Origin of the sequence: Streptomyces odontotermitis (genome assembly GCF_050510915.1) — a bacterium.
In the GTDB taxonomy this organism is placed as follows: Bacteria; Actinomycetota; Actinomycetes; order Streptomycetales; family Streptomycetaceae; genus Streptomyces.
Genome location: NZ_JBNJLS010000020.1, coordinates 34,235 through 54,788, shown reverse-complemented (window position 1 = coordinate 54,788; position 20,554 = coordinate 34,235). Strand labels below are relative to the sequence as shown.

General features: G+C 71.9%; 14 protein-coding genes. 2 read left to right on the top strand and 12 right to left on the bottom strand.

Annotated features, from left to right (window positions below; genetic code table 11):
- Positions 1-96 precede the first annotated feature (96 nt).
- The 5 genes from ilvC to ACQB60_RS36385 form a co-directional block, all read right to left on the bottom strand.
- A complete protein-coding gene (ilvC, locus tag ACQB60_RS36405) occupies positions 97-1,098 on the bottom strand; it encodes a ketol-acid reductoisomerase (RefSeq protein ID WP_496930398.1) in 1,002 nt (333 codons plus the stop codon).
- Positions 1,099-1,219: 121 nt separating this feature from the next.
- Positions 1,220-1,744: an acetolactate synthase small subunit gene (gene ilvN, locus ACQB60_RS36400; protein WP_384848158.1), complete on the bottom strand. Its 525-nt coding sequence runs from the start codon at positions 1,742-1,744 to the stop codon at positions 1,220-1,222.
- 27 nt (positions 1,745-1,771) lie between these two features.
- Entirely contained in the window at positions 1,772-3,652 is a 1,881-nt protein-coding gene (locus ACQB60_RS36395; RefSeq protein ID WP_496930397.1) for an acetolactate synthase large subunit, read from the bottom strand.
- Positions 3,653-3,883: 231 nt separating this feature from the next.
- Positions 3,884-6,808 carry a putative bifunctional diguanylate cyclase/phosphodiesterase gene (locus tag ACQB60_RS36390; RefSeq protein ID WP_496930478.1) on the bottom strand — a complete coding sequence of 975 codons (2,925 nt, stop codon included), beginning with the start codon at positions 6,806-6,808 and terminating at the stop codon, positions 3,884-3,886.
- A gap of 519 nt (positions 6,809-7,327) precedes the next feature.
- On the bottom strand, positions 7,328-8,278 hold the full coding sequence (locus ACQB60_RS36385; protein WP_496930396.1) for a 2-hydroxyacid dehydrogenase: 951 nt from the start codon (positions 8,276-8,278) through the stop codon (positions 7,328-7,330).
- 95 nt (positions 8,279-8,373) lie between these two features.
- On the opposite strand from ACQB60_RS36385, the gene ACQB60_RS36380 reads away from it, so the two are divergent.
- Both ACQB60_RS36380 and ACQB60_RS36375 read left to right on the top strand, forming a co-directional pair.
- Positions 8,374-9,390 (top strand): aldo/keto reductase, encoded by a 1,017-nt coding sequence (locus tag ACQB60_RS36380; RefSeq protein ID WP_496930395.1) that lies wholly within the window; start codon positions 8,374-8,376, stop codon positions 9,388-9,390.
- A 121-nt stretch (positions 9,391-9,511) separates the two neighbouring features.
- Positions 9,512-10,705: a PQQ-dependent sugar dehydrogenase gene (locus ACQB60_RS36375; RefSeq protein ID WP_496930394.1), complete on the top strand. Its 1,194-nt coding sequence runs from the start codon at positions 9,512-9,514 to the stop codon at positions 10,703-10,705.
- A 38-nt stretch (positions 10,706-10,743) separates the two neighbouring features.
- On the opposite strand, the gene ACQB60_RS36370 is transcribed toward ACQB60_RS36375, so the two are convergent.
- The 7 genes from ACQB60_RS36370 to ACQB60_RS36340 form a co-directional block, all read right to left on the bottom strand.
- Positions 10,744-10,938 (bottom strand): DUF6191 domain-containing protein, encoded by a 195-nt coding sequence (locus ACQB60_RS36370; protein ID WP_496930393.1) that lies wholly within the window; start codon positions 10,936-10,938, stop codon positions 10,744-10,746.
- Positions 10,939-11,029: 91 nt separating this feature from the next.
- Entirely contained in the window at positions 11,030-14,104 is a 3,075-nt protein-coding gene (locus ACQB60_RS36365) for a helix-turn-helix transcriptional regulator (RefSeq protein WP_496930477.1), read from the bottom strand.
- Positions 14,105-14,247: 143 nt separating this feature from the next.
- Complete coding sequence (locus ACQB60_RS36360) at positions 14,248-14,430, bottom strand: hypothetical protein (protein ID WP_496930392.1); 183 nt, start codon at positions 14,428-14,430, stop codon at positions 14,248-14,250.
- A gap of 218 nt (positions 14,431-14,648) precedes the next feature.
- The gene (locus ACQB60_RS36355) at positions 14,649-15,287 is read right to left on the bottom strand and encodes a hypothetical protein (RefSeq protein ID WP_496930391.1); all 639 of its coding nucleotides are present in this window, start codon (positions 15,285-15,287) and stop codon (positions 14,649-14,651) included.
- Between the two features lie 56 nt (positions 15,288-15,343).
- A complete protein-coding gene (locus ACQB60_RS36350; RefSeq protein ID WP_496930390.1) occupies positions 15,344-15,901 on the bottom strand; it encodes a GNAT family N-acetyltransferase in 558 nt (185 codons plus the stop codon).
- Positions 15,879-18,131: an MMPL family transporter gene (locus ACQB60_RS36345; protein ID WP_496930389.1), complete on the bottom strand. Its 2,253-nt coding sequence runs from the start codon at positions 18,129-18,131 to the stop codon at positions 15,879-15,881. Before ACQB60_RS36345 ends, ACQB60_RS36350 begins: the two co-directional genes overlap by 23 nt.
- Positions 18,132-18,374: 243 nt before the next feature.
- On the bottom strand, positions 18,375-20,516 hold the full coding sequence (locus tag ACQB60_RS36340; RefSeq protein ID WP_496930388.1) for a phosphocholine-specific phospholipase C: 2,142 nt from the start codon (positions 20,514-20,516) through the stop codon (positions 18,375-18,377).
- Positions 20,517-20,554: the final 38 nt, after the last annotated feature.

Below are 20,554 nucleotides of genomic sequence, written 5' to 3'. Positions count from 1 at the left end.
TTCCGTGGCTGGACGCCGCGGACAAGGGCGGTGGCAGATAGCTGCACAGAGCCGAAGGGGCCGGGGCGCATGCCCCGGCCCCGTGGCCCGACCCGACTACTTGTCGTCGTCGTTGACCCAGCTCATGAGCTTGCGCAGCTCCTTGCCCGTGGTCTCCAGGAGGTGGTTCTCGTCCTGGGTCTTGTACTCGTTGTACTTCTTCAGACCACCGTGGTACTCGTCCATCCACTGCTTGGCGAACGTACCGTCCTGGATCTCGGCGAGGACCTTCTTCATCTCCGCCTTGGTCGCGTCCGTGATGATCCGCGGACCGGTCACGTAGTCGCCCCACTCAGCGGTCTCCGACACCGACCAGCGCATCTTCTCCAGACCGCCCTCGTACATGAGGTCCACGATCAGCTTCAGCTCGTGCAGGCACTCGAAGTAGGCGATCTCCGGCTGGTAGCCCGCCTCGACCAGCGTCTCGAAGCCCGCCTTCACCAGCGCCGCGGTACCACCACAGAGCACGGCCTGCTCACCGAACAGGTCGGTCTCGGTCTCCTCGGTGAACGTCGTCTTGATGACGCCCGCCCGTGTGCCGCCGATGCCCTTCGCGTACGACAGCGCCAGCGCGAAGCCGTTGCCGGTCGCGTCCTGCTCGACCGCCGCGATACACGGAACACCACGGCCCTCCTCGTACTGGCGGCGCACCAGGTGACCCGGACCCTTCGGGGCGACCATGCACACGTCGACACCCTCGGGCGCCTTGATGAACCCGAAACGGACGTTCAGGCCGTGCCCGAAGAACAGCGCGTCGCCGTCCTTGAGGTTGTCCTTGATGGACTCCTCGTAGACCTGCGCCTGGATCGGGTCCGGCACCAGGATCATGATGACGTCGGCCTCGGCCGCCGCCTCCGCGGGCGTGACCACACGCAGGCCCTGCTCCTCGGCCTTCGCCTTGGACTTGGAGCCCTCGTGCAGACCGACGCGCACGTCGACGCCCGAGTCACGCAGCGAGAGGGCGTGAGCGTGGCCCTGGCTGCCGTAACCGATGACCGCGACCTTGCGGCCCTGGATGATGGACAGGTCGGCGTCGTCGTCGTAGAACAGCTCGGCCACTGGGAGTCTCCTATGTGTGCGGGTGTTGCGCCCCACCGTACGGCGGGCTGGGATAAGGAAGTTGTCGGATCTCGCGATACGAGAGGTCGCGCGAGGTCCTGGGGGCTCGGGTCGCGGGCGCTCAGGCCGTGCGGTCGAGCGCCCGCAGGCTGCGGTCCGTGATGGAGCGGGAACCGCGCCCGATGGCGATGGTGCCGGACTGGACCAGCTCCTTGATGCCGAAGGGCTCCAGCATCTTGAGCATGGCCTCCAGCTTGTCGCTGGAGCCGGTGGCCTCGATGGTGATGGCCTCCGGGGAGACGTCCACGGTCTTGGCGCGGAACAGCTGGACGATCTCGACGATCTGCGAGCGCGTCTCGTTGTCGGCGCGGACCTTCGCCAGGACGAGCTCACGGGCCACGGCGGAACCGGGCTCCAGCTCGACGATCTTCAGGACGTTGACGAGCTTGTTGAGCTGCTTGGTGACCTGCTCCAGCGGGAGCCCCTCGACGTTCACCACGATGGTGATGCGGGAGATGTCGGGGTGCTCGGTGACGCCGACGGCGAGCGAGTCGATGTTGAAGCCGCGGCGGGAGAACAGGGCGGCGATCCGGGCCAGGATGCCGGGTGTGTTCTCGACCAGGACGGAGAGCGTGTGCTTGGTCATCTTCGTACTCCTCTTTCGCTCTCGGCCTCAGTCGTCGCTGTCGCCGAAGTCGGGGCGGACCCCGCGGGCGGCCATGACCTCGTCGTTCGAGGTGCCCGCCGCGACCATGGGCCAGACCTGGGCGTCCTCGTGGACGATGAAGTCGACCACGACGGGCCGGTCGTTGATCGAGTTGGCCTCTTCGATGACCTTGTCCAGGTCCTCGGGCCGCTCACAGCGCAGGGCGACACAGCCCATGGCCTCCGACAGCTTCACGAAGTCGGGGACGCGGGTGCCGGCGCTGGGCTGCTTGCCCGCGGCGGAGCCGCTATCGGACACAGTCGCCTCCGGGCCGCTGTGCAGCACGGTGTTGGAGTAGCGCTGGTTGTAGAAGAGCGTCTGCCACTGGCGGACCATGCCCAGGGCGCCGTTGTTGATGATGGCGACCTTGATCGGGATGTTGTTCAGGGCGCAGGTGACCAGCTCCTGGTTGGTCATCTGGAAGCAGCCGTCGCCGTCGATCGCCCAGACCGTGCGGTCGGGCTGTCCGGCCTTCGCGCCCATCGCGGCCGGGACCGCGTAGCCCATCGTCCCGGCGCCGCCGGAGTTGAGCCAGGTCGCGGGCTGCTCGTAGTTGATGAAGTGGGCGGCCCACATCTGGTGCTGGCCGACGCCCGCCGCGAAGATCGTGTCCTCGGGGGCGAGTTGACCAACGCGCTCAATGACCTGCTGCGGGGACAAGGAGCCGTCATTGGGCTGGTCGTAGCCCAGCGGGTAGGTGTCGCGCCAGCGGTTGAGGTCCTTCCACCAGGCGCTGTAGTCGCCCGCGTGGCCCTCGGTGTGCTCGGCCTGGACGGCCTGGACCAGGTCGGCGATGACCTCGCGGGCGTCGCCGACGATCGGCACGTCGGCCGCGCGGTTCTTGCCGATCTCGGCCGGGTCGATGTCCGCGTGGACGATCTTGGCGTACGGGGCGAAGCTGTCCAGCTTGCCGGTGACGCGGTCGTCGAAGCGGGCGCCGAGGGCGACGATCAGGTCGGCCTTCTGCAGCGCGGTGACGGCGGTGACCGCACCGTGCATGCCCGGCATCCCCACGTGCAGCGGGTGGCTGTCGGGGAAGGCGCCGAGCGCCATCAGCGTGGTGGTGACCGGCGCTCCGGTGAGCTCGGCCAGGACCTTCAGCTCGGCCGTGGCGTGCGCCTTCAGGACGCCGCCGCCGACGTACAGGACGGGCCGCTTGGCGGCCGTGATCAGCTTCGCGGCCTCGCGGATCTGCTTGGCGTGCGGCTTGGTCACCGGGCGGTAGCCGGGCAGGTCCTGGGTGGGCGGCCAGGAGAAGGTGGTCTGCGCCTGCAGGGCGTCCTTGGCGATGTCGACCAGGACCGGGCCGGGGCGGCCGGTGGAGGCGATGTGGAACGCCTCCGCGATCGTCCGCGGGATGTCCTCGGCCTTGGTCACCAGGAAGTTGTGCTTCGTGATCGGCATCGTGATGCCGACGATGTCCGCTTCCTGGAACGCGTCGGTGCCGATCGCCTTGGAGGCGACCTGGCCGGTGATCGCGACCATCGGCACGGAGTCCATGTGGGCGTCCGCGATCGGCGTGACCAGGTTCGTGGCACCCGGGCCGCTGGTCGCCATGCACACCCCGACCTTTCCGGTCGCCTGGGCATAACCGGTCGCGGCGTGCCCCGCGCCCTGTTCGTGGCGGACCAGAACGTGCCGGACCCGAGTGGAATCCATCATCGGGTCGTACGCCGGAAGAATCGCGCCGCCGGGAATGCCGAATACCGTGTCGGCCCCGACCTCTTCGAGAGAACGAATGAGGGACTTCGCGCCCGTGACGTGCTCGACGGGAACGGACTGCTGTCCTGAGGATCGGGGCCGCGGCTGCGGATGGTGGGCCCCGGTGGCCTGCTCGGTCATCGGCATTCTCTTCTCGAAGCTGAGGGTTTTTTCGGGGTGTTATGCGGGATTATGGCGGGCGCCTGTGCAACAAAAAACCCCTCGTGCCGGGAGGCAAGCGAGGGGAGCGCGTCGGGGGTGGTCAGTGGGTGTTTCCGGTGTTCAACCGGTCGATTCCCAACTTCAGCCGACGCGCTTTCCAAGTACGAGAATTCGGGTGCGCATGGCACTGACCCTCCCCCCGGCACGCAGTACGTGTCAAGTAGGTGGGACAGGGGTCTCATTATGTGAGCGGGGAAAGGCCGTACGTCCCGAACCTCCGCCCCCCACGTACGAGGCCGGAGGTCCCCCCGCGAAGACGGGCTCCACCGGTCCGTGCGGTACCGGGTACTGCCCGACCGTCAGGGCGCGGCGCAGCCGGTACTCGTCGAGCGGACCGGAGAAGGCCATGCCCTGGCCGTCGGTGCAGCCCATGGCGCGCAGCGCGATGACCTGTTCCGGCAGGTCCACGCCGTCCGCCACCGAGCGCAGGCCGAGGTCGGTCGCGATCCGAAGGAGGCCCGAGGTGATCTTGTGCAGGCGCGCGGACTCCACGACGCCCTCGATCAGGCTGCGGTCCAGCTTCAGCACGTCCACGGGCAGCCGCCGCAGGGCGGTGATCGCCGCGTAGCCGCTGCCGAAGCCGTCGAGAGCGATGCGGACGCCGAGCCGGCGCAGGGCCGTGAGGCGGCGCTCCAGCTCGTCGAGCGGGACCCGGGGGTCGCTGTCGGCGAGCTCGATGACGAGGGCGCCCGAGGGCAGCCCGTGCCGGGTCAGGAGCGCCTCGATGGAGCCGAGGGGCAGCGAGCGGTCGAGGAGGCGGCGGGCGCTGATGCGGACGGCGACCGGCACCACGTGCCCGGTGTGGGCGCGCGCGGCCGCCTGCTCGACGGCCTCCTCCAGGATCCAGCGGCCCAGCTCGGCGGTGCGGGCGCTGTCCGGGCCCGCGTCACGGCCGTCGCCCGCGTCGGACACGCGCAGGAACTCGGCGGGCGTGAACAGGATGCCCTGGGCCGAGCGCCAGCGGGCCTGGGCGGCGACGGAGGTGATGTCGCCGGTGTCGAGCGAGACCACGGGCTGGTGCAGCAGCGCGAACTCGCCGTCGTGCAGCGCCGAGCGCAGCCGGGTGGCGAGCTCCGCCTTGCGGACGACGTCGGCCTGCATCTGGGGGGCGTAGAGCTCCACCCGCCCCTTGCCCGCGGCCTTCGCGCGGTACATCGCGAGGTCCGCGTTGCGCAGCAACTCCCCCGCGCCGATGCCCTGTTCGGCGAAGGCGACACCGATGGACGCCGCCACGCGGACGTCGTTGCCGTCGATGGCGTAGGGCTGGGACAGGGTGATTCTCAGCCGGTCGGCGAGTTCATAGATGTGCCGTTCTCTCGCGGCCTGGTCCCTCGTCCCGTCGCCGACGATGAGTGCCGCGAACTCATCGCCGCCGAGCCGGGATGCGGTATCGCCCGCACGCACCGCCTCCTGAAGTCTGCGCGCCGCCTGGATGAGCAGTTCGTCGCCCGCCTGGTGGCCGATGGTGTCGTTGACGGCCTTGAAGCCGTCCAGGTCGATGAAGAGCACGGCCGTGCCCCGGTCGGTGGTGCGGCGGCCGGTCAGGGCCTGGCCGACGCGGCGCGTGAACAGGGCGCGGTTGGGCAGGTCGGTGAGCGGGTCGTGCTCCGCGTTGTGCTGCAACTGGGCCTGCAGGCGCACTCGTTCGGTGACGTCGCGGCTGTTGAAGATGAGGCCGCCCTGGTGGCGGTTGACCGTGGACTCGACGTTGAGCCAGTCGCCGTCGCCGGACTTGAAGCGGCACTCGATGCGGGTGGTGGGCTCCTCCACGGGGCTCGCGGCGAGGAATCTGCGGACCTCGTGGACGACCCGGCCGAGGTCCTCCGGGTGCATCAGCGAGGCCAGTTCGGAGCCGACGAGTTCCTCGGCCTCGCGGCCGTAGACCCCGGCGGCGGCCGGGCTGACGTAGCGCAGGATGCCGTTCGGCGCGGCGATCATGATGACGTCGCTCGATCCCTGCACCAGGGAGCGGAAGTGGTTCTCCTTCTGCGCCAGTTCCTGGGTGAGCGTGATGTTGTCGAGCAGCATGATGCCCTGGCGCACGACGAGCGCGAGGACCACCGTGCCAGCCGTGAAGAGCACGACCTGGTCGACGCTGCGGCCGCTGAGGACGTTGTAGAGAATCCCCAACGTGCAGACGGCGGCGGCCAGATAGGGCGTGAGGGCGGCGAGGGACCCGGCGATGGGGCGCGTGGTCGCGTAGCGTTCACGGCCCTCGCCGCGGGCGCCGGCCGCCTTCTCGTCCGGCACGCTCACGAAGCTCTCGCCCTCGCGCACATGCCCCCAGGGAGCGGCCCAGGGCGCGTACGCCAGGAGCAGCGAACCGGCGAACCAGCCCGCGTCCAGGAGCTGGCCCGAGCGGTAACTGGCGTGCAGCAGCGGCGAGGTGAACAGGGCGTCGCACATCACGGTCAGCGCGAGGGCGCCGATCGCGGTGTTCACCGCCGTGCGGTTGGCGGAGGACCGTCTGAAGTGCAGCGCCAGGACCATGCTGACCAGCGCGATGTCCAGGAGCGGATACGCGAGGGAGAGCGCGGCGTGCGCGACGCTGGGGCCCTCGAACTGCGCGGTGTGCGCGAGCGCGAGGCTCCAGGAGAGGGTGAGCAGCGAGCCGCCGATCAGCCACGCGTCCAGGGCGAGGCAGACCCAACCCGCCCTGGTCACGGGCCGCTTGGCGAGCACGAGAAGGCCGATGATCGCGGGCGGCGCGAAGCACAGGAAGAACAGGTCGGCGAGGCCGGGGCTGGGTACGGGGCGGCGCAGCACCACCTCGTACCACCCCCACACCCCGTTGCCGCAGGCCGCCATCGCGGAGGAGAGCGCGAAGAGCAGCCATGCGGGTCGAAAACGGCTGCGGCGGGTGCGGGAGTAGCGATAGCAGGAGACGGCGGCGGTGGCGGCGGCGACGCTCAGGCCGAAGTCGCCCATGATCAGGGCGACTCGGCCGGATCCCCAGCCGAGCGCGGAGCCCGTGGCGTACCCGCCGCAGATCAGCAGGAGCACGAACTGCGAGACCAGCCCCGAGCCGGAGCGCGGGGGACGGCGGGTCAGCGGGGTCCTGGGCGGCAGGGGCGCGTGCACGCCGCCGCCGTCGAGGGCGACGGTCCCCGGGGACACGGAGGCGGGCCGGGCACTCACGTGGCCGCCCTGGTCCGCGCCGCGCCGCGGTCCGCCGGGCCGGTCTGACCCGGCCGGGCAGCACGCCGGTGGGCCGCTCGCTTGCGGCCGCTGTGCCGCGCCCGGTCCCGCGCCGAGAGCCGCTGTGTCTTCGGCGTACTCGGCGCATTCGGCCGTCGGCCACTGGATCGGTAACCGCCGCTCGTCCGGCAGCCCGCCGGGGCCCGCGACAGTAGCCTGCGGCGGTCCCGCCGCGTCGGATGGTTCGCCCATAGGCCGTGCATCGCCCGTCGCCCCCCTCGCAGTCTGAATTCACATCCCCGGCGCCGAACGGTGCACGGCGCAGCCCCTGTCGGGACGATACACCAGTCTCGTCACTCAGGGACATAGTTCCTCTACGCTCCGTGACTGCCAGCGGTGATGCGCACACGGGGCGCACGCGTGCGAGTGCGGAGCGTGCATGAACTGCCTTGGGAGCGGCGGCTATTCGGTTGTCAGTACGACGCCCACGAGCGGCTCCCCGGCGGCGTAGCGGGTGAGTTGGGCGGCGAGCATGCGCTTGGCGCGTGGCCAGAAAGCAGTGGTCGGTCCGCCCACGTGCGGGCTGATGAGTACCCCTGGAGCGTGCCACAGGGGGTGCTCCTGGGGCAGGGGTTCGGGATCGGTGACGTCGAGGGCCGCGGAGAGGCGTCCCGTGTCCAGTTCGGCGAGGAGCGCCTTGGTGTCGACGACGGGACCGCGGGCGACGTTGACGAGCAGGGCGCCGGTTTTCATCCGGGCCAGGAAGTCGGCGTTCACCAGGCCGCGGGTCGCTTCGGTGAGCGGCGTCGTGAGGATGACGACGTCGGCTTCGGGCAGCAGCGCGGGGAGTTCGGCCAGGGGGTGCACGGGCCCGCGCTCCGTGGCACGGCCGGAGCGCGCGACGCGCGCCACCCGCGCGCACTCGAACGGGATGAGCCGGTCCTCGATCGCACTGCCGATCGCCCCGTACCCCACGATCAGCACCGAGCTGTCGGCGAGCGCCTTGCGGAACCCGCCCCGCCACTCCCCGTTGCGCTGCCCCTCCACGAAGTCGGGGATCCCGCGCAGCGAGGCGAGGATCAGGGTGAGGGCGAGCTCGGCGGTGCTGGCGTCGTGGACACCGCGGGCGTTGCACAGCTGCACGCCCGGGACGAGCGACGGGATGCCCGGCGTCATGTGGTCGATGCCCGCGGAGAGCGTCTGCACGACCCGCAGGGACGTCATCGCGGCCAGGGGCGGTACGACGACCTTGGTGGGCTTGAGGTACGGGACGACGTAGAAGGCGCAGTCGGCGGGGTCCGCCGGGTAGTCGGGACCACCGTTCCAGTACCGGTAGTTGAAGCCCGCGGCGGCCGCGTCCGGGAGGCCCTCGATCTCGTCTTCCTCGAACGGAATCCATACGTCAGTGGTCATGACCTGGAGGCTAATCGGCACAGGGCGCGCGTGGCCTTCTCAGGGGCAGAGGTTAGTTTGGGTGACTCCGCGGCGAGAGTGGGAGGGCACGGCAGGTGGAGCGCAGGACGATCGGCGCGGGCGCGCTTCAGGTGGGCGCGGTCGGGCTCGGCTGCATGCCGATGAGCTGGGCGTACACCGGCTCGCAGCAGCGCGGCGACGCCTCGCTGCGGACGCTGCACGCGGCGCTCGACGCCTCGGACCGGGCCCCGGCCCTGCTCGACACGGCGGACATGTACGGGCCGTTCACCAATGAGCTGCTCGTGGGGCGGGTGGTGAAGGAGCGCCGTTCCGAGGCGTTCGTGTCGACCAAATGCGGCCTCCTTGTGGGCGAGCAGCACATCGTCGCCAACGGCCGTCCCGGCTATGTGAAGCGGGCCTGCGACGCCTCGCTGCGCCGGCTGCAGACCGACACCATCGACCTCTACCAGCTGCACCGGGCCGACCCCGAGGTGCCGGTGGAGGAGACCTGGGGCGCGATGGCGGAGCTGGTCGCGGCGGGGAAGGTGCGGGCGCTCGGCCTGTGCGCGGTGGGGGCGCGGGCGGCCCGGCGGCCGGGGACGGGGAGCGGCGGCCGCGGCCTGCACGACGCGACGATCCGGCAGCTGGAGCGGGTCCAACAGGTCTTTCCCGTCAGCGCGGTGGAGGCCGAGCTGTCCGTGTGGTCGCCGGAGGCGCTGGACGCGCTGCTGCCGTGGTGTGCGGCGCGGGGTGTGGGCTTCCTCGCGGCGATGCCGCTGGGCAACGGCTTCCTCACCGGCACGCTGACGCCCGGCGAGGGCTTCGAGCCCGACGACGTGCGGGCGCGCCACCCTCGCTTCACGGCCGAGATGATGGCGGCGAACCAGCCCCTGGTGGTGGGGCTGCGGCGGGTGGCCGAGCGGCACGGGGCCACTCCCGCGCAGATCGCTCTCGCGTGGGTACTGGCGCAAGGGCGTCAGGTGGTGCCCATTCCGGGTGCCAAGCGGGAGCGGTGGGCCGTGGAGAACGCGGGGGCGGCCGAAGTGGCGCTCTCCGAGGGGGACTTGGCGGAGCTGGCGGGGCTGCCCGGGGCGCTGGGGTCATGGGACTGACCCGTACGCGCGCGCCGGGAACGAGAGCGGGAACGGGAACCTTCCGGGCCGGTCCCGGTGTATGAACAGGTGAGCGCCGCGCGCAGCGCCCGGTGCCCTGCCCAGCGAAGGGAACCTGATCGTGTCGCGTTCTCAACTGTCCGCCGCGACCGCCGTGTTGGCCGCCGCCACCCTGCTGCTCACGGCGGGCTGCTCGTCCGGCGACGGGGACGGCGACAGCCCGCGCAAGGGCACCGCGTCCGGGCCCTCCGCCTCGCGCACGCCGTCGGGGAAGCCCAGCGGGAAGGCGCCCGCCGAGAAGGGCTCCGTCGAGGTCACCAAGACACTCGCCAAGGGGCTGAAGTCGCCGTGGGGGCTCGCGCCGCTGCCCGGGGGTGACCTGCTGGTGTCGTCGCGGGACGAGGGCACGATCACCCGGATCGACGGGGAGAGCGGCGCGACGTCCCAGGTGGGTTCCGTGCCCGGGGTGGCGCCGGGTGGCGAAGGGGGCCTCCTCGGGATCGCACTGTCCCCCTCGTACGCCTCCGACCACATGGTGTACGCCTACTTCACCACCGAGTCGGACAACCGCATCGCCCGCATGATCTATGACGAGAAGAAGCCCGCGGGGCAGCAGCTCGGTGCGCCGGACACCGTCTTCAAGGGCATCCCCAAGGGCATGATCCACAACGGCGGCCGGATCGCGTTCGGGCCCGACAAGATGCTGTACGCGGGGGCCGGGGAGACCGGCGACCGGGGCCTCGCCCAGGACAAGAAGTCGCTCGGCGGCAAGATCCTGCGGCTCACCCCGGACGGCGAGCCCGCCCCCGGCAACCCCTTCGGCGACGACTCCCCCGTCTACTCCTACGGGCACCGCAACGTTCAGGGGCTCGCCTGGGACGAGCAGAAGCGGCTGTGGGCCTCGGAGTTCGGGCAGGACACCTGGGACGAGCTCAACCAGATCAAGGCGGGCGACAACTACGGCTGGCCCGAGGTCGAGGGCAAGGGTGAGGGCGACGGCGGAGAGGGGGCCGAGGGGTTCCACGCGCCGGTCGCGCAGTGGAAGACGTCGGACGCGTCGCCGAGCGGGGTCGCCTACGCCGAGGGGTCCGTGTGGATGGCGGGGCTGCGGGGCGAGCGGCTCTGGCGGATCCCCGTGCGGGGGGTCGAGCCGGGCAAGGCCGAGCCGCAGGACTTCCTGAAGGGGAAGTACGGGCGGCTGCGGACCGTGGTCGCGGCGGGCGGGGACAAGCTGTGGCTGGTGACGAGCGAGACGGACTCCCGGGGCACGCCCGAGAAGGGCGATGACCGGGTCCTGGAGCTGAAGGTGAAGTGAGGGGCCGTCCTCAGGTCACGCCCCTGGACGCCTCGTCCTCAATCGGCGGACGGGCTGGAGGGTTCCTCTCCCTTCGCCGGCGGCCTGACTATGACCTTGCCCGAGGACAGGTCGATCGGGCCCCGGCCCGGGTCGTTGTCGCCCGGGTCCTCGCGGGTCAGCTCCAGGCGGTTCTGCTCGTCCTCGGTGTGCTTGCGGCCGGGTGCGAAGAGCTCCTCGAACGCGTTGAACACGGCGCCTCCTCGGGCCGAGTGGGTCTCTCCAGCGTAAGTGAGACCGGACAAAGGCCCGAGGGGAGGGCGAAGTGGTCAGCGAAGCTGCAGGTCAGGACGGGTTCGGGGAGGGGGAGGGCGAAGGGAACAGATGGAGGCGGTGGGCCAGGGCCGCTGCCTCGCCGCGGCCCGTGACGCCGAGCTTGGCGAGGATGTTCGACACGTGCACGCTCGCCGTCTTCGGGGAGATGAAGAGCTCCTCGGCTATCTGGCGGTTGCTGCGGCCCGCCGCGACCAGGCGCAGCACGTCCCGCTCACGGCTGGTCAGGCCGAGGGCCTCGGCCGGGTCGGCGGGCTGTGCCGGGGGCTCGGCGGCGCGGGTCAGGCTGAGCCGGGCGCGCTGGGCGAGCGCGGTGACGGACTCGGTGAGGGGGCGGGCGGCCAGCTCCTCGGCGACCGCCCCGGCCAGCCGGAGCAGCTCGGTGGCCCGGTCGCGGTCGTCGGCGGAGGGCGAGCCGGGGGCGGCGAGCAGGGCGTGGGCCTGGCGGTAGCGCACCTGGGCCAGGTCGTAGGGGCGCTCCAGGGTCTCGAACGCGGTGACCACGTCGGCCCAGAGCTCCGGTTCGTCGAGCCCGTCCGCGCGCAGCAGCTCGGCGCGGACCCACTCGGCGTACGCGATCCAGAGCGGGTTCGGCGTGGTCAGGGACTTGGCGGCCGTGCGGATGCGCGCGACGGCGGCGGCGCGGCCCTCCTCGGCGGCGGGCAGCCCGCGCGCGTCGGCCTCGGTCGTCGCCGCGGTGAGCAGCAGCGGCCAGGCGTAGCGCTGCTGGGTCGCGGGGAGGTCGCCGGTCAGGGTCTCCTCGAGGAGGGTGCGGGCCTCCAGGGGGCGGCCCCGGCCCGCGGCGATGCCCAGGGCGATCGTGGCCAGGGGCAGGTAGTACTGCGGCATGGGGTCGTGGATGCCGTACTGGGCGCGGGCGGCGGCCAGTTGGGCCTCCGCCTCGTCCGTGTCGCCGCGGCCGAGCGCGACGCGGGCGAGCTTCACGGCGGCCGAGCCCCGCGGCTTGGCGCTGAGCGCCGTGCGGCGCACGGTGTTCGCCGCCTCGACGGTCTCGGTCCAGCGGCCGAGGGAGAACAGCGACTCCGCCTTGTTGGCCAGGACCCAGCCCGAGGTGTCCAGGAGGCCGTGCTCCCGGCAGCGCTTCAGGCCCTCGTCGCACGCCCGCACCGACTCCGCGTGGCGGCCCGCGCTCTCCAGGGCGGACGGGAGATTGACGTGGATGTGGCTGACCTGTGCGCCCAGGCCGAGTTCGAGGGAGCGCTCGCGCGCGCCGTACAGCTCGGCGATGCCCTCGTCGACGGAGCCCGCGTCGACGAGGAGGCCGCCGAGGGTGATGCGGGCGTTCTGTTCCACGTTCTCCGCCTTGACCATGCGGGCGTAGTCGACGGCCCGCTCGGCGGCGGCGAGGGCCTCGGGGCCGGGGTTGTGCAGCATGCCCCAGGAGGCGACGTGGGTGAGGACGTCGGCGTGCACCTCGGACGGGGGCAGGCCGCGCACCAGCTCCTGGGCGGTGGCGGTCTCCTCCCAGCCGTCGCCCCGGGCCAGCGCGGAGACGAGGCGGGCGCGCTGGATCCAGAACCAGGCGGCGCGCAGGGGGTCGCGGCCGTCCTCCAGGAACCGCAGGGCCCGCTTGGTGATCTTCAGTGAGCGGTTCTTCTGCCCGCTGTGCCGCCCGGCGACCGCGGCCTCGGCCATCAGGTCCAGGTATTCGAGGGGCGTGGCGGGGTCGCAGCCGCAGGAGGGGTACGCCTCGGCGTAGTCGACGGGGCGCAGCGCGGCGCGGATCTCCTCGGGGGCGTCGTCCCACAGCTCCATCGCCCGCTCCAGGAGCCGCAGTTGCTCCGCGTACGCATGGCGGCGGCGGGCCTCGACGGAGGCGCCGAGCACTGCGGGCAGGGCCTTGGCCGCGTCGTGCGCGTGGTACCAGTACGTGGCCAGGCGGGCGGCGCGCTGGTCGGCGGCGACCAGGGACGGGTCGGCCTCCAGGACGCCGGCGAAGCGGCGGTTGATGCGGGAGCGCTCGCCGGGCAGCAGGTCGTCGCTGACGGCCTCGCGCACCAGGGAGTGGCGGAAGCGGTAGCCGTCGCCGTCCTCCGACGCGAGCAGGATGTTGGCGCCGACGGCGGCCCGCAGCGCCTCGATGAGGTCGTCCTCCGAGAGCCCCGCGACGGCGGCGAGCAGCGCGTGCTCCACGGTCGAGCCGCCCTCGGCGACGATCCGCGCGACCCGCTGGGTGTCCTCGGGCAGCGCCTCGACGCGGACCAGGAGGAGGTCGCGCAGCGAGTCGGTGAGCGAGGCGCAGTTGCCCTCGCAGCCCGTGGCGACGGCGAGCTCCTCGACGAAGAAGGCGTTGCCGTCCGAGCGGTGGAAGACGTCGTCCACCAGCTTGGGGGCGGGCTCCGCGTCGAGGATCCCGGCCATCTGGCGGGCCACCTCGTCGCGGGTGAAGCGGGCGAGCTCGATGCGGCGGACGGTGCGCAGCCGGTCCAGCTCGGCGAGCAGGGGGCGCAGCGGGTGGCGGCGGTGGACGTCGTCGGCGCGGTAGGTGGCGAGCAGGACGAGGCGGCCGCCGCGCAGGGTGCGGAAGAGGTAGGCGAGCAGGTGGCGCGTGGAGGTGTCGGCCCAGTGCAGGTCCTCCAGGACGACGACGAGGGTGCGGTCGGTGGCGAGGCGCTCCAGGAGGCGGGCGGTGAGCTCGAAGAGACGGGCCGTGGCGTCCTCGCCGCCGCGGCCCGCCTGCACGTGCGGGGCGTCGCCGAGCTCGGGCAGGAGCCGGGCCAGCTCGTCCTCCTGGCCCTCGGCGGCCGCGGCGAGCTCGTCCGGGAGGCGGCGGTGCAGGGCGCGCAGGGCGGTGACGAAGGGGGCGAAGGGCAGCCCGTCGGCGCCCAGCTCGACGCAGCCGCCGACGGCGACGACGGCACCGCGCGCGCGGGCGGCGGCGGTGAACTCCTCGACGAGGCGGGTCTTTCCGACCCCGGCCTCGCCGCCGAGCAGCAGCGCCTGGGGTTCACCCGGGGCCGCGGGGGAACCCTCGGCGCGGGCGAACGCATCGTTCAGTACGCCCAGTTCGTCGGCTCGGCCGACGAACACCGGGCTGACGGACCTGGTCTCCACACCCGGGAGCATCGCACAGGCCGCTGACATCGCGGTACGGCCCGTCCCAGAAGACGAGACCGGGACGGCGGTGGGCCGTCCCGGTCTCGGTGCTGGTGACGCTGGTGACACCGGTGTCGCTCGGGTCAAGGGGCTGTCCGGCGTCCCCGTCTCCATCAGGCGGCCCGTGTGAACCGGGCCCGGCGGAGCAGTGGTGTGCTCACCCGCCCCTCCGCCTCGTGGCGGGCCGAGCGGCGGGCGGCCCTGCGCCCGGCGCGGGCCTCGCGGACCAGCCGCTGGTGGTCGGCCTTGAGGGCCTGCTCGGCGGTGCGCAGCTGGTGCAGTTCGTACTCGAACATCTTGTTCCCCTTGGGTCTGTTGCGGCTTCGCGGTTTCCCGCTTTCGCGGTTTCCCGCTTTCGCGGTTCCGTTCTCCGCGATGCCTCAACTTTCGCGTCCCAGGGGGGTGCGCCACATCGGGCGAGTGCCTCATGTTGCGGGGGTGGGGTGCCTTAGATCCGCCGTACGAAGGCGGGCCCCGCCTCAGGGGGTCCTAGGGACCCCCTTAGCCGGTCGACTCAGCTGGTCGACGGGAGCCCGAGCAGCAGGTCCGTGTACTTGGCGATGGCGAGCAGCAGCCCGAGCACGCCCAGGGCCACGCCCGCCCAGGCAACGGACTTGATCCAGGGGGCCTGCGGGCGGCCGGGGGCGCCGAAGGCGGGCCGGGCCAGGACGACGACGCCGACGACGAGGGCGGCGAGCGCGAAGGCCCCGGCGTACAGGGCGGTGGCGTGCCAGGCGTCGCCGTACAGCGCCTCCACCTGCTTGCCGACGCTGGCGGACTGGGCGGTCTTCAGCTGGCCCATCAGGTTCTCGCGCGCGGAGGCGACGGTGCCGATCCAGCCTCCGGAGAGGCCGATGACGCCGAGCGCGGCGGCGACGACGGCCGCGGCGCCCTGGCCGACGCCGGGCGTCTTGGCGGGAGGCTCGGAGGCGACGAGCTCGTCCTCGGCGTCGCCCTCGTTCTCTTCCCGGTCGGCCGCGGTGCCGGCGGCGTCGCCCTCGGACACCTCGACCGCGGCGTCCGCAGGCTCGGCCGCCGCGTCCTCGGCCGCCGCGTCCTCGGCCGCCGCATCCTTGGCCTCGGCCTCCGTGGCCTCGGCGTCCTTGGCGGTCTTGGCGGTCTTGGCGGCCTCGTCAACTGTCTTGGTTCCCATGCTCCGCACCGTACGGACGGAGTCTGAGAAGTCCCTTACCGTTTCTGAGAGTTCCCTTAACGGGACTCCTTCAGCGCCTTCCACTCCGGCGCGAGGACCGACCAGACCTCCATGTCGTGGCGGATCCCCTGCCACGGGAAGCTCTCGCGCAGGACGCCGTCCTTGGTCATGCCGAGGTTCTTGGCGACGCGGATGCTGGGCGTGTTGCGGGAGGAGACGAGCCACTCCACGCGGTGCATCCCGCGCTCGTGCACGGCCCAGTCGATGACGGCGCGCGACGCCCGCTGGGCCAGTCCGCGCCCGGCCGCCGAGGGCTCCAGCCAGATGCCGACCTCGCAGGTCTCGTTCGGCACGTCGAAGATCCGGAAGAGCACGCCGCCGACGAGCGCGCCGTCCTGCCAGATGCCGCACAGGCGCCCGGTGTCGGCGGCCTGCTTGTCGGCGTAGGTCTGGAGGATCCTGCGCGCCGACTCCAGGTCCTCGGCGAGCACGGTCAGCGGGACCCAGGCGCCCGCGTACTCCCGCGAGCGGTCGCACAGGGCGAGGAGGTCCGCCGCCTGCCAGGGCTCGAAGGGCCGCAGCTCCGCGCCGTCACCGAGAGATATCGCGAACATGCTCCAAGTCCTCCACGCGGTCGATTCCGTCGATCGTCTGCGCAGGGATCTTCGCATGGGCCTGGTGGGCCCGGTGGGCCTGGCGGCATTCCGGCGGCTCGATGCTCAGCCGCGGCAGCCAGCGGTCCAGACGGCGGGGCAGCCACCAGTTGGCGCCGCCGAGGAGGTGCATGAGGGCGGGGACGAGCAGGGTACGGAGCACGAAGGCGTCGAGGGCGACCGCCGCCGCGAGGCCGATGCCGAACATCGCGATCACGCGGTCGCCGCTGAGCACGAAGGCCAGGAAGACCGAAATCATGATCACGGCCGCGGAGTTGATCACTCGGCTGGTCTCGGCGAGGCCGACCCGGACGGCGACGCGGTTGTCGCCGGTCTCCAGCCACTCCTCGTACATCCTGCTGACCAGGAACACCTGGTAGTCCATGGAGAGCCCGAAGAGGACCGAGACCATGATCACGGGCAGGAAGGGTTCGATGGGGCCCGCCCTGCCGAGGCCGAGCAGCTCGCTCCCCCAGCCCCACTGGAAGACGGCGACGACGATCCCGAAGGCGGCGGCGACCGCGGCCACGTTCATCGCGGCGGCCTTGAGCGGTATGCCGATGGAGCGGAAGGCCAGCAGGAGCAGCAGGCAGCCGAGGCCGATGACGACGCCCACGAACAGCGGCAGCTTGCCGACGATGATCTCCGCGAAGTCGTCGTAACTGGCGGTCACGCCGCCGACGTGCAGGTCGAGCGAGGTGCCGGACTCGGCGCGCGGCAGCACGTCGTCGCGCAGGTGGTCGACGAGCTCGCTGGTCTGCTGGGACTGCGGGGCGGAGGTGGGGACGACGGTGAGGAAGGCGGCGTCGCCGTCGGCGTCGTAGGTGACCGGGCTGACGGAGGCGATGCCCTCGGTCTGCCTCAGGGTCTGGCCGAGGGTGTCGAGGGCGAGCCGGTCGGACGGATCGTGCACCTCGGTGACGAGGGTGAGCGGTCCGTTCACGCCCGGCCCGAAGCCGTCGGCGAGCAGGTCGTACGCCTGCCGCGTGGTCGTCGGCTTCGGGTTGTTGCCCTGGTCGGAGGTGCCGAGGTGGAGCGAGAGCGTGGGCAGCGCGAGCAGGGCCATCACGACGACGGCGACGGCGCCGAGCAGCTTGGGGTGGCGCTCCACGAAGGCGGACCAGCGGGCGGCGAGGCCGGTGGGGAGCTCCGGCTGCGGCCCCTGTTCGGCGAGGCGGCGCCGCTCCCTGCGGCTGAGGGCGCGCGGCCCGATGTACGCGAGCAGGGCGGGCAGCAGCGTCACGGAGGCGGCGACGGTGAGCACGACGGTCAGGGAGGCGGCGATCGCGACGCCGTTGAGGAAGCTGAGGCGCAGGATCAGCATGCCGAGGAGGGCGATGCAGACGGTGGCGCCCGCGAAGACGACGGCCCGCCCGGTGGTGGCCACGGCCCGCTCGGCGGCTTCGGCCACCGGGAGCCCGCGTTTGAGGCCCTTTCTGTGCCGGGTCACGATGAACAGCGCGTAGTCGATGCCGACGCCGAGCCCGATGAGGGTGCCGAGCATCGGTGCGAAGTCCGCGACGGTCATGACGTGCCCGAGCAGCACGATCCCCGCGTACGCCGTGCCGACCGACACCAGCGCGGTGGCGATGGGCAGAGCCGAGGCGGCGAGCGAGCCGAAGGCGAGGAAGAGGACGACGGCGGCGACGGCCACACCGACGATCTCGGCGGTCTGGGCGTGCTTGGACTCGGTGAGCCCGACGGCGCTGCCGCCCGCCTGCACGTCCAGGCCGTTGCCGGCGGCCTCCTTCGCGAGGTCGACGACGGCCTGCGCGTCGGCCTTGTCGATGTCGGTGGCCTGCTCGTGGAAGGTGACCGCGGCGTAGGCGGTGCGCCCGTCCTGGCTGATCTGTCCGGCACCCTCGTCCCCGTAGGGGCTGGTCACGGAGGCCACGGCGGGCAGGTCCGCGATCTTGTCGAGGGTGCGGGTCATGGTCTGCTCGACGTCGGCGGCGCGCACGGTGCCGCGGTCGGTGTGCCAGACGATGCTGCCGCTGTCGCCGCCGAGGCCGTCGAAGCCCTCGTTCAGGAGCTGTGCGGCGCGGCCCGACTCGGTGCCGGGGACCTCGTAGTCGTTCGAGTACGCGGCCCCGGCGAGCGAGGCGCCGGTGGCGGCGGTGCCCAGGGCGAGGAGCCAGAGGAGGACGACTACGAGGCGGTGCCTGACGCACCACCGTGCGAGTGCGGCCACGATCTGCTCCCGGGTGGTTCATGGAGATGGTGGATCTTTATCGGGAACAGCCGAGAACGAACCGAACGACCCGCAAAGACACTTGAGGACACTTGGGCGATGCGCAGACACTCTTGCACCCGCTAGAGATCCTTTGTCCCTTTCGTGGGCTTACTCACAAGTACGTGCGGGGACTCACATGTCTGTGGGTGCGAGCCCCCGCCCGCGCATGCCTTTGGCCTTGCGATGACGGGCCTTTCGGCCTCAGCCGGAGACGCTCGCGCGCCCGTTCTCGATGTGTCCCATCAGGCGCCGCCGGAAGCCGGGGTCGCCGTGCGCGGTGACCTCGACGTCGTACCAGCCGTGCTCGGCGGCGGTCGGCCAGGCCAGGGTGCGGCTGCTGCCGGCCCGGACCCGCACGACGCGCGTCCGCGCCCTTATGTCCCCTTCATCCATATATCCAAGGGGCTTGACGGTGAAGACGAGCTCCTTGCCGCCCCGGTTGGCCACTGTGACGTGGATCTCGCGGCGGCTGATCGCCGACGTCACCTCGGCGGCGGTCCGCCGCGAGCCCGCGAACTCGCGCCGGAAGCCGTTCGGCCCGGTGACCGTGAAGGCGTACGTGTCCCCCGGCACCGGCACGGCCCAGGCGCCCTTGCGGGCGACGTCCTGGTGCTGCGGGCGGGCGAACTCACCCGCGTACGGGAAGAGCGCGAAGTGCGCGCTGGAGCGGCCGCCGTTGCGCAGCCGCACCACGAGCCCGCCGTCGGCGCCCGCCCGCACATCGGCGTCCGGCTGATAGGGCAGCGGGCGGGCGGGGCGGGTGCCCGGCTCCTGCCGCGGCATGGACTGCTGCGCGGGCGGCTGCGGGGCCCAGCGGCCGCTGAACTCCGGGATGGCGCCGGGCTGTTCGACGGCGGGCTGTCTGCGGGCCCGGCCGAAGTCGAAGGCGCCGGTGAGGTCGCCGGTGACCGTGCGCCGCCAGGCGCTGATGTTGGGCTCCTTCACCCCCGTCCACTTCTCCAGGAAGCGCACCACGGAGGTGTGGTCGAAGACCTCCGAGCAGACGTAGCCGCCCACGCTCCAGGGGGAGACGACGAGCATCGGCACGCGCGCGCCGAGCCCGGTGGGCAGCCCCTCCCAGCGCTCCTCCTGGTCCGCGGCGGAGTCGGTGCCCGGCACCGGCGGCGGCACGTGGTCGAAGAAGCCGTCGTTCTCGTCGTAGTTGATGAGGACGACGGTGCGGCGCCAGACCTCGGGGTGCGAGGCGAGGGCGTCGAGGACCTTGTAGACGATGGTCGCGCTGTGGATGGGCGAGGAGACGCTGGGGTGCTCGGAGTCCTGCGCGGACGGCACCAGATAGCTGACCTTCGCGAGCCTGCCCGCGGCGACGTCCTTGCCGAACTCCTCGGCGAGCTTCCCGGTAGGCACGCGCCGCAGCCCGCGCTCGAAGAGCGACCGCTCCCCCTTGCCCAGGGTCGCGACTCCCTTGTCCAGGGCGGCGAGCAGCGTGGTCCGCTCGGCCTCGTCCTTGGCGTCGCGCACCTTGGCGTAGAACGCCTCCATGTACGTGAGGTCGCCGAGCCCGGCGGCCGCGAGCACCTTCTTCGCGAGAGCCTTGAAGGTGGTGAAGAACTCGATCTGGTTGTCGGTGAAGTTCTCCCACTCCGTGTACGTCTGCCAGCTCACGCCCGCCTTCTCCAGGCGCTCCGCGTACGTGCCCCAGCCGTAGCCGGGGTGCTTGCCCTCGTCGTACGCGTCGTTGCCGACGGCCCGCTTGCCGTTCGCCTCGTAGCCGGTCCTGCCGCTCCACAGGTGGTTGCGGTTGGGGCTGGTGGAGGAGTGGATGGAGGAGTGGTAGGCGTCGCAGACCGTGAAGGTGTCGGCGAGTTCGTAGTGCAGCGGGATGTCCTCGCGCGTGTAGTACGCCATGGTGGCGGCGGTCTTGGCGGTGATCCAGCCGTCCATCCAGCCGTCGTGCCACGCCTTGGCGCCGCCGCTCCAGGAGTGGTCGAGGGCGCCGACGTACTGGAGGTCCTTCTTCTGCGCCTCGGCGGCCGCGCGCACCGGGAAGGGCAGGATGGTGCGGAGCACACCCGGCTGCTCGAACACGGTCCTGCCACCGGGGAGTTGGATCGCGGCCCGGTCGCCGAAGCCGCGGACGCCGCGCAGGGTGCCGAAGTAGTGGTCGAAGGAGCGGTTCTCCTGCATCAGGATCACCACGTGCTCGACCGAGCCGAGGCCGCCCTTCGGGGGTTCCTGTGCGAGGGCCTGCTGCAGCGAGGGCGGCAGGAAGGACCCGACGGCGGCGGCGCCGAGCGCACCGCCGCCGATGGCCATGAGCCGCCTGCGCGACAGCTCGGGGGCTGCCCGCCCGGGTTCGGCTCCACGCTGCTCTGCGGTCACGTCCCGACCTCCCAGTCGTGTTCGTCGTGTTCGTCGCA